The organism is Aeromonas sp. (assembly GCF_050633025.1).
In the GTDB taxonomy this organism is placed as follows: Bacteria; Pseudomonadota; Gammaproteobacteria; order Enterobacterales; family Aeromonadaceae; genus Aeromonas.
This window is the reverse complement of record NZ_JBODRQ010000132.1, coordinates 1-9,026: the sequence shown is the minus strand read 5'-3', so window position 1 is coordinate 9,026 and position 9,026 is coordinate 1. Positions and strand designations below refer to the sequence as shown.

Here is a 9,026-nt window from a genome sequence, read left to right as displayed (position 1 = left end):
TAACTTACGTTCTACTCTAATCATGTTGGAAGTTATTCCAACTTATTTACCATGGGGGTTCGGCTTATTTTATTTGGCATTGTTTTCCTGTTGCGTGATATATTATTAATCTGTTGATAAAATGCATTTCATAAGGTATACACAAAAATATCCATAACCCACAATGATAACAGCATAACAGCCGAAAATTAATGAAAAACAAGTCAAAAAATTATAGATAATCTATCATACTCAGCTCGTCATCCAACCAAACTTAATACAATATGATTTTTCCAAGACGACATATAACCCTCTCTATATTTCCTTATATAAAGTCCAATGATTGATATGCACTCAACTTATTTAAGGTATCATCTAAACATATGTAAAGCATTATCAAAAATAGTTTTATATCCATCGGCGCCCCCAAAATAACGACAGTTAGTTTGATTCTGTGTTATCTGGCCTGAAGCAGTATAACCACACCCTTTTGTGGGCAACTGTCAGGTGAATACCATCTCCATACAGTCTGAGCAATTTAACCGACAGGACTTCATCCGTTTTTGCCGTAATAGCGCCAAGCCAGACCTGTCCAGCTGTTTCATATTTGAAACACCACATGCAGAAGTTCGTATACATAAACTGCAGAAGTTCATTTTATTGTTATATTTAAATCACTTACTGAATAATTCAAACAACCTCACTCGAGCCTGAAATGCTCCCTCATGTAGAAAGCACCAACCAGCAGACCATAAACAAGCCGCACTCGCTCATCCCTGCCTAGCAGCACACCGAGTAGCACTTCGCCGCTTGCTAAATCGTCACCATGCCAGAAGCACCAGAGGGCTGCCTCCACTACATCCAGCCAGCTGGCATGGCCCAGCTGATTGCGTGAGTTGCGCCGCCAGCTGCCACGCACCACAGCCACGCTATTCGGGGAAATAGTCGCCAGCGCCCGCTGCTCCATCACGCTTGGCGTGAGTCCATCCAGCTTGGCCTGACGGCTGCCACGCCCTCCTCGCAGCAATTTGTCGAGTAGCAGCGCCAACAGACGAAACGCGTCCTGATCTTCAAAGCTGGCATCCTCCCCCAGCAAATCGGCAGCACCGGTCATCAGTTGTTCACGCCCCAGATAGATCGGCTGTGACGTGTAATCCAGCCGATGTTGTTCGACATGGATAGCCAATGCCGTCACCACCGCCAGTGGTGAAGTCTCACCCTCTTGGTGACACGTGCCTTTGGCAAGCAGAACGGTCAGCTCCCTAGCTCGCTCGGCTGGCAGTAGGCAATATATCCCCCTGATCAGGGGCATTGCCGCCTGATCCGATAACAGTCTTGAGTTCATAGCGCCTCAGTGACGATCGCGTTTGAAGTGGGTGGTTTTATGACCAACGGTGACAATCTCACCGTCTTGCAGTACCAGATAGTGACCGCGCAGCCGCTGGCAGCATTCCGCAGGCACTCCGTACTCGGCTTGCAGCATCGTCACGCCTTTGCGATCGAGATAAACCAGTTCGCGCCCCTGGTGATAAGAAGAACGCCCAATGCTCAGCAGCAGCTCTACCAGCTCGGGAGCAATACCGCGCTGCTGCATCCGGCACGCGGCGTGATGGCTGTACGCACTATCCAGCTTCCCGTTCATGACATGTTCCTTTGGCGCTCATTTAGATGGACTCATTATATGTAGCCTGTATACTCATGCCGATACTGGTTACATAAACATGTCGCATTTTGGAGCACGTATGGCACCCAAAGAGCTCACCTGGGATCAAACCCTGCGTTTTCGTCTGCTGGAGATCGTCTTGCAGTGGGAAGGACGGCTGACCACCAATCATTTGATGACAGCCTTCAATATCGGTCGCCAACAGGCGTCACGGGATATCAACCACTACCTGACCCACTACTCACCGGAAGGGTTGGTCTATGACAGAAGCCTGAAGGGATACAAACCCACAGAGCACTTTGTCCCGCGCTTTAGTGAGGGAAAAGTGGATGAGTATCTGATGCTGCTACATCGTGAAAAGCAGCACCAGCGACAACATGAAGCGGGCCTGTTGACACTGCCACTGATGGATCTACGCTACGGCCATATCGAGATCCTGGATGTGCCAAACCGCCATATCGACCCTAGGATTGTGCGCGGTTTGGTGCAGGCGGCCCGTGGCCAGCTGCGGGTCGATGTCGATTACGTATCCCTCAGTTCAGAGGAGCAGAGTGGCCGCAATATCGTGCCCCACACTCTGGTCTATGACGGGATCCGCTGGCACGTACGCGCCTACTGCGAGAAGAAGGGGGAATATCTGGACTTTGTGATGAGTCGATTTAGGGGCGAACCGGATCTGCTGGATGCCTCTCCTCACGGCCGGGAGCAGGATCTGGAGTGGAACACCCAGGTGACTGCGGTAGTCGTTCCCAATCCCGGGCTCAGTGAAGGACAACAGGCCATCATTGCCAGAGACTATGCCATGACGGGGAACCAGCTATTGATCAGCCAGCGCATGCCTTTGATGCACTATGCACTGGAACGGATGCAAGTGAGCTATAACGGCGAACACCAACAACATCCCCTGCTCTACCCGCTGGTGCTGGCCAACCGGGAGGAGCTCATCCAGCAAGGCTGTACCTTCAAGCTCAAGAGTGCAGACCTACAAATGCGACCAAGTTAACCCTGGCGCCATGATGTCCGGCTTCTCCGCACATCCGGCAAAGAGAGATAGAAATAAGAAAGGCTCCCGACATGGCGGGGGCCTTGACTGTAATAAATCGTTTAATCGGAATTCGTATTTTGGGGACGCCCGTAATTTTTCCCGGCAACACTCATAACATCTGGGTGCTTTGGCGACTCACCATGCCAACGCAGCTTGGCCACCTTGCCATAATGATGAAAAAGGGTATTGGTACAAGGCTTATCAACAAATTTTAAGCCGGCGAACCAACCCGCAGATAACCAAAGTCAGCAATGAAATCGGTCCTGTCGAACCACCGCCACCGCCACCGCCATTTTCACCACCTTTGCCACCATTATCAGTGTTGGTACCTTGCACTGTGATGGCCATCGGCTTGGTAATCACCTTACCGCCAGTACCGCTACGCAGACCGAGGGTGAAGCTCTTGGCACCAACGAACGCCAGATCACGGGCGGTCACACGCACTGTGTAAGTCGGATTGCCTGCCGCATCGAGTGCTGTTTGGCCTGTAGTCGGGTCAAAGCGCACCAGTTGCGAGATACCATCGTTGTAGTGCTGGCCCACAACCGCGCTGCCAGACTCGCTATACAGCTCTACAGAGAGACGCTTACCGGCAGCATCAGTGCCAGAGGCAGTGATGGTAACATCGATGTACGGCTTCGCATTGGTCAGGGCAGTGCCGTCTACTTTCATGGTGAAAGTGCGGTCAGCAACGTCTGCACTCGGCATGACGCCTGCACCTGTGCCTTTTGTCCATCCGTAGTAAGCACGGAGGTTGCCATCAGGCATCGTCAACAGGCGAGCGGCATCAGGGCTGTCAGGGTTGTTGTAGAAGTTTTGGAGCAAATATCTCTCGCTTGGGCCGTACGAGTAAATATCCCCTTTGTCAATGGCGGAAGGACTGCCACCGAACATGTTGTTCTTGGTCAGGTTACCGTAACCACACATCAGACGACCAGCCCAGATGCCCCCTTGGTCGCAGAATCCTTCTGCACCTTTACGGTTGTAAAGATCTTCTGCGCCGAACAGGTGGAATGCTTCATGTGCGTAGGTATCAGGGGTGGTGTCATAACGACTCACCATTAAATCAGCGCCGGAAGTAGCCATCCCATCAAACTTGCCATCTGGGCCGCCCTTGGTGGTGATCCACATATCGGCACCAGAGCTGTGCGCAGCGAAGGTCAGGTCTTGAATGTCCTGCTCGTTGGTGCATACACCGTCCCACAGCGGAGGCGCCATGATGCCGAAGTTCGGGCCATAAGAGCTACGAACACCGATAACCTTTTCGTTGAGCAGAACAACCGCGGCTGAGTAGCCTGTTTTACACGTCGGGTTCAGGACGGTATCGCTCATAACGAGGATCTGCTTCACCTCGAAATGCAGGTTCTCAGGATTGCCATTTTTGACGATGCCGGTGCGTTGACTAGTGTAATACTCGTCCATAGCCGCTACGCGCTGGTGAATAGTGTTAAACACTTTTTCGGCACCATCTTGATCAACGATGGATTTAGGAACCATTACGTTTACATCAATAACCGTAGTGGCCATCACCGCATTGCTTGCAACCAAGGTTGCAGCCATAAGGAGTAGCTTTGACATCAATAGTTTCTCCGGAACTAGTATAACCATATGAAACCGAAAACAATACTCCAACGAATCCAATTTGCAATGCGTGACATGATGTTTTAAAAAAACGTCATGATTTGTGAACGGATTCACAATCCCATGAAGCACAAAGACTTTATTAACTCTCTGCTTAACCCCCACTTTATTACCCCCTCGGGGCTAACCTATCCAATCACTTTTACAACTTTACCAATAATGAATAGAGCCACCCGTTGACTTAACAACACGAACACACTCTCTACCCAACTATCGAGAGCTAAAACGAGCCATAATTGTTATTGAAATTTACATGTCATGACCATAAGCCATATTGTTCCATAGCCATTTTCATTGCTTTTATAATATACAAAAACAATTATTAAATTGATTTTAGCAGTATGAAAATGACGACTTGTTTTTCTATATCATAAAAGCAAGTTGTCTAAAAATATGGTAAATTGACACATATACCAATCATGTTTAACCTCCTAAAAAATAGGAGGCTATATGAACAACAATGAACCAGCACTAATAAGAACAAAAACACTATTAAAAAAACTTGGCATATCCAGATCGACGCTGTACAGATGGATTAAAGAAGACAAATTCCCACCGCCTATCAATAAGGGCTTTTATTCTGTCGCAGCGATAAATAGCTGGATATCAAGGGAAAAGCACTCATCTTAGATGATGAATCACACCATCTTATGGTTCAATTATATTTAAATATCCTGCAAGGATTTTACTGCTTCCATTAATTTTGTATCCCATAACTCATATGCCTCACGTTGCTCATCAATCCAGTCATGCAGATTGTAGATGGCCATCACTCCAGCCATTCGGTGGCCAAGCATTTTTTCGGTTACCTGTGGCATAACACGCTCTTCCGATAGTCGCGTACTCAACGTTCGACGCATGTCATGCATACGCCAATACGGCAGATCCAGTTTATCTCGCACACGCTCTGCTAACTGGATGAGAGATGCACTGCTCAATGACCTTTTCGGATTCACTGGCGAGCGACATACAGAGCCGCCCTTTAGCCGAGATCTCGCTGCCGTTTCTTGCAACAACATCATCACTCTCGTAGGAATAGGCCGACGTATTGGCGCACCACATTTGGCTCGAGCAGCGGGAACCGTCCAAATTTGCTCCTCCATATTGAACTCACTCCACTGCGCACCCAATGCCTCGCCGCTACGACAGCCAAGCAGGATCACCAATTTGGCTGCCAATTTTAATCCGCGGCTGGCCCTGCTCTGTTCAAATGCAATCCAAATCTGAGCGAGTTCACGCATGGTCAACACACGAGTGCCTCTCTCAGGTTGAGAGCCCACATCTTCGGTGCGTAATTGCAGCACCGGGGAGCCGCCAATGAGATTACGCCGAATACAAAAACTAAGAATGGATTTTAACCTGCGCAATAAATGCCCTGCGTTTTTCGGCTTTTTCTTGCCAATCTTATCAAACCACTCCAGCCAGCTCGAAAACGGGATCTGTTCAACCGGAATACCAATAAACAGAGGTTCGAAATAGCGCTGCATGGTATGCTCATAGAGCATCACCGTACGAGGCCGCAGCTTGGGCAGATGGTGTTCACGAAAATGCTCGCAGCACTGTTTAAGTGTGACATCATGCTTCTGGTGGAGCTTATCCCAGAAAACTCTGGGATGTTCATTACGCTCAAGTGCACCACGGATTGCAGGGATCAACGCCCTGGCATCAGCGAGTTTAAGGTCGGGATAGCGTCCAATTTTGAGTCTCGCCGCTTTTCCTTGCCAGCGATAGCGATATTGCCACGAGATGGTGCCTCGCTCGGTGACCCGAGCTGACAATCCATCACGGTCTGACAATTCCGTCTTGCCAAAGTAGGGCTTACCATAGAGGGCCCGTAGCTTCGTATCAGTAAGTGGCATATGACTCTCCTGTGACTGGTCATCTGATTTTTCACTGACACATTAACGCGTCCTAACGTGTACACAGATATGTACCAAACTGGTCTGAAACGGACTGAATCAAGATCGGACAAAGTGAGACAATCTGAGATAACACTCCGTATAACGACTTGTTTTTCAAGCATATAGACACAATTCAGAACCACGAAATGAACCAGCAGACAAATCCTACCTTCTATTTCCACGACTACGAGACCTTCGGCATCAGCCCCGCCAAGGACAGGCCGTCGCAGTTTGCCGGTATTCGTACCGATGCGGATTTCAACCTCATTGGCGAGCCGCTGGTGATTTATTGCAAGCCGCCGGCTGATTATCTGCCGGATCCGGAGGCGTGCCTTATCACCGGCATCACGCCACAAAAGGCGATGAAGGACGGGCTGTGCGAGGCGGATTTCATTCGCCAGATCCACGAGCAGTTCGCCACCCCGAATACCTGTGTGCTTGGCTACAACAGTATCCGCTTCGATGACGAGGTGACCCGCTACACCCTCTATCGCAACTTCTATGACCCCTATGCCTACGCCTGGCAGAACGGCAACTCCCGCTGGGACATTCTCGACATGCTGCGGGCCTGCTATGCCCTGCGCCCGGAGGGGATCGAGTGGGCGTTTGACGATGAGGGCAAGCCGAGTTTCAAACTTGAAAAACTGACGGTCGCCAACGGCGTGACTCACGCCAATGCTCACGATGCACTCTCGGACGTGCTGGCCACCATCGAGATGGCCAAGCTGGTGAAAAAAGCCCAACCCAAGCTGTTTGGTTATCTCTTTGATCTGCGGAACAAAAACAAGGTGAAGGCGCTGATTGACGTGGTGACCATGAAGCCGCTGGTGCACGTCTCCGGCATGTTCTCCCCCTGGCAGGGTTGTGCAAGCTGGGTCTCGCCACTTGCCTGGCACCCCACCAACCAGAACGCGGTGATCATGGTGGATCTGACCCGTGACCCCACCCCGCTCATTGAACTCTCCAGCGAGGAGATCCGCGAGCGCCTCTACACCAAGAAAGAGGAGCTGGGGGATCTGGCGGGCATTCCGGTGAAACTGGTGCACATCAACAAGTGCCCGGTGCTGGCGCCGGCCGCCACCCTGACCGCGGAACGGGCCGACGAGCTCGGCATCAATCGGGAGCAGTGCCGCAAGAGCCTGGATCTGCTGCGCGCCCACCCCGAGGTGCGGGAAAAACTGGTGGAGGTGTTCAATCAGGAGTTCGCCGGCAGCAATGAGAGCGACCCCGATACCCAGCTCTACGCAGGATTCTTTGGCCATGGCGACAAGTCCACCATGGATCTGGTGCGTGCCACCCCCGCAGATCTGCTAGGTGAGCGGGAGTTCGCCTTTACCGATGCCCGGCTGCCGGAGATGCTGTTCCGCTACCGCGCCCGCAACTGGCCACACACCTTGAGCGAAACAGAGCAGAAACGCTGGCGCCTGCACTGCAGCGACTACTTCAGCCGCCGTCTGCCGGACTATGTGCCCCGTCTCGAGGCGCTGGCCGAGCAGAACCAGAGTAACGAACGGAACTTTGCGATTCTAAAGAGTCTCTATCACTATCTGGAAGATTTATGAGTTGTGAGTAGTTTCACAATAAATCCTTCCCGCCCGTCCCCTTCTTCAGGTCATAATGACGAAGGGGATTTCCCCAAAAACCAATATCTTGCAACATCCTGAACGGATGTTTCCCAAGCAAGAGTTCTCTTTGGCCGAACGGAAGCCATTTGCTGATGCCTCGTCACCACGCACTGCTCGGATTACTGGCCCTGCTGCCGCTGGTAGCCAACGCCGCATACCGGTTCGATGTGCCGGACTATCTTGCTCGCCTGCCGGAGCAGACCTATCGCATCGTCGAACACAACTTCAGCACGCTCTACCAGCAGACTGACTTCACCCCCCAGATCACCAACAGCTACTTCAACGGTTCCCATCTCTACAAGTTTGTCGGGGTGCCGCTGGCCATCAGTGCCCAGTCCGGTTTTCAGCTGGAGGTATTTGGTCAGGCCTATAACCGTGCGTCACAGGCGTATACGCACCTGAGCGAGGATATGTCCCTCTATCGGGTGATGCGGGTCGATCTGATGGGGAACCCCAATGATCAACTGGCCATCGGTTTTGGTCTGGGGGTGCCCATTACCCCGTTGTTGACCCTCAAGGCGATCGCCTCTGGCAGCGACATCCCGGGCTATGGCTCAGCCAAATACGCCGTTGGTTTTGAGTGGCGTTACTGAAAAACGTGACTGATAACCGCTGATTGAAACAATTCAGGCTCCGTGATGGAGCCTGAATTGTTTTTGGTGACGCAACGATCAGGCGTAACGGATCACCCGTCCCTCGCCCCCTTGCAGGGTCACGGCAGTACCAACGGCCTGCCCTTGCAAAAAATCGCTTCCCCCTTCCGGCAGCAGAAATTCCTGTGGTTGCCCCTCCCAGTTGAAGAGGCAGAGCAGAGTACCGCCCTCGGGCAGGCTTACTTCGCCGCAGGCAAAGTCCATCGACTCGAAACGGGCAGAGGATGCACGGGCCGCACAAAGCTCAAGCAGCTTGCGCATTTGCGCCGCCTGCTCCTCATCGAGATCTTGCAGTCGATCACCGGCCAGCATCATGCCGCCGCTCGCCACCAGCGCTGCCAGATGGAAGCTGTAATCCGCCTTTCTGGCCTGCTGGCTCGGTAGATCACGCAGACAGATGCAGTCGGGATCGAGGGCCCAGAGCTTGTCATTTTGCCAGGCGCGGCAGAAGGCTTCGCGAGCGATCTGGCGATAGCGGTGACCATTGCGCTCCACGTCATCGCTCACCCGCATGCCGTG

Annotated in this window: 8 protein-coding genes and 1 pseudogene; 4 read left to right on the top strand and 5 right to left on the bottom strand. The window is 51.8% G+C overall.

The window, feature by feature from the left end:
- Positions 1-679 precede the first annotated feature (679 nt).
- Complete coding sequence (locus ACRAUW_RS14870; RefSeq protein ID WP_323932899.1) at positions 680-1,174, bottom strand: ADP-ribosylglycohydrolase; 495 nt, start codon at positions 1,172-1,174, stop codon at positions 680-682.
- A 156-nt stretch (positions 1,175-1,330) separates the two neighbouring features.
- Positions 1,331-1,621 carry a DUF4258 domain-containing protein gene (locus ACRAUW_RS14865; protein ID WP_024943484.1) on the bottom strand — a complete coding sequence of 97 codons (291 nt, stop codon included), beginning with the start codon at positions 1,619-1,621 and terminating at the stop codon, positions 1,331-1,333.
- Between the two features lie 100 nt (positions 1,622-1,721).
- Between ACRAUW_RS14865 and ACRAUW_RS14860 the strand changes: the two genes are divergently transcribed.
- Positions 1,722-2,645, top strand: a complete 924-nt coding sequence (locus ACRAUW_RS14860; protein ID WP_024943485.1) for a WYL domain-containing protein — start codon at positions 1,722-1,724, stop codon at positions 2,643-2,645.
- A gap of 243 nt (positions 2,646-2,888) precedes the next feature.
- Here the strand turns inward: ACRAUW_RS14860 and ACRAUW_RS14855 are convergent, their stop codons facing one another.
- Entirely contained in the window at positions 2,889-4,265 is a 1,377-nt protein-coding gene (locus tag ACRAUW_RS14855; protein WP_431362897.1) for an SVAGG family GlyGly-CTERM protein, read from the bottom strand.
- A 513-nt stretch (positions 4,266-4,778) separates the two neighbouring features.
- Here ACRAUW_RS14855 and ACRAUW_RS14850 point away from each other — a divergent pair.
- A complete protein-coding gene (locus tag ACRAUW_RS14850; RefSeq protein WP_080689340.1) occupies positions 4,779-4,958 on the top strand; it encodes a helix-turn-helix transcriptional regulator in 180 nt (59 codons plus the stop codon).
- Between the two features lie 35 nt (positions 4,959-4,993).
- Here ACRAUW_RS14850 and ACRAUW_RS14845 read toward each other — a convergent pair whose 3' ends face one another.
- Entirely contained in the window at positions 4,994-6,187 is a 1,194-nt protein-coding gene (locus tag ACRAUW_RS14845) for a tyrosine-type recombinase/integrase (protein ID WP_431362896.1), read from the bottom strand.
- 188 nt (positions 6,188-6,375) lie between these two features.
- Between ACRAUW_RS14845 and sbcB the strand changes: the two genes are divergently transcribed.
- Positions 6,376-7,791: an exodeoxyribonuclease I gene (gene sbcB, locus ACRAUW_RS14840; protein ID WP_431362895.1), complete on the top strand. Its 1,416-nt coding sequence runs from the start codon at positions 6,376-6,378 to the stop codon at positions 7,789-7,791.
- Positions 7,792-7,946: 155 nt separating this feature from the next.
- The gene (locus tag ACRAUW_RS14835) at positions 7,947-8,447 is read left to right on the top strand and encodes a hypothetical protein (RefSeq protein WP_431362898.1); all 501 of its coding nucleotides are present in this window, start codon (positions 7,947-7,949) and stop codon (positions 8,445-8,447) included.
- Positions 8,448-8,525: 78 nt separating this feature from the next.
- Here the strand turns inward: ACRAUW_RS14835 and ACRAUW_RS14830 are convergent.
- A pseudogene (locus tag ACRAUW_RS14830) lies at positions 8,526-9,026 on the bottom strand (alpha-galactosidase); the annotation flags it as partial.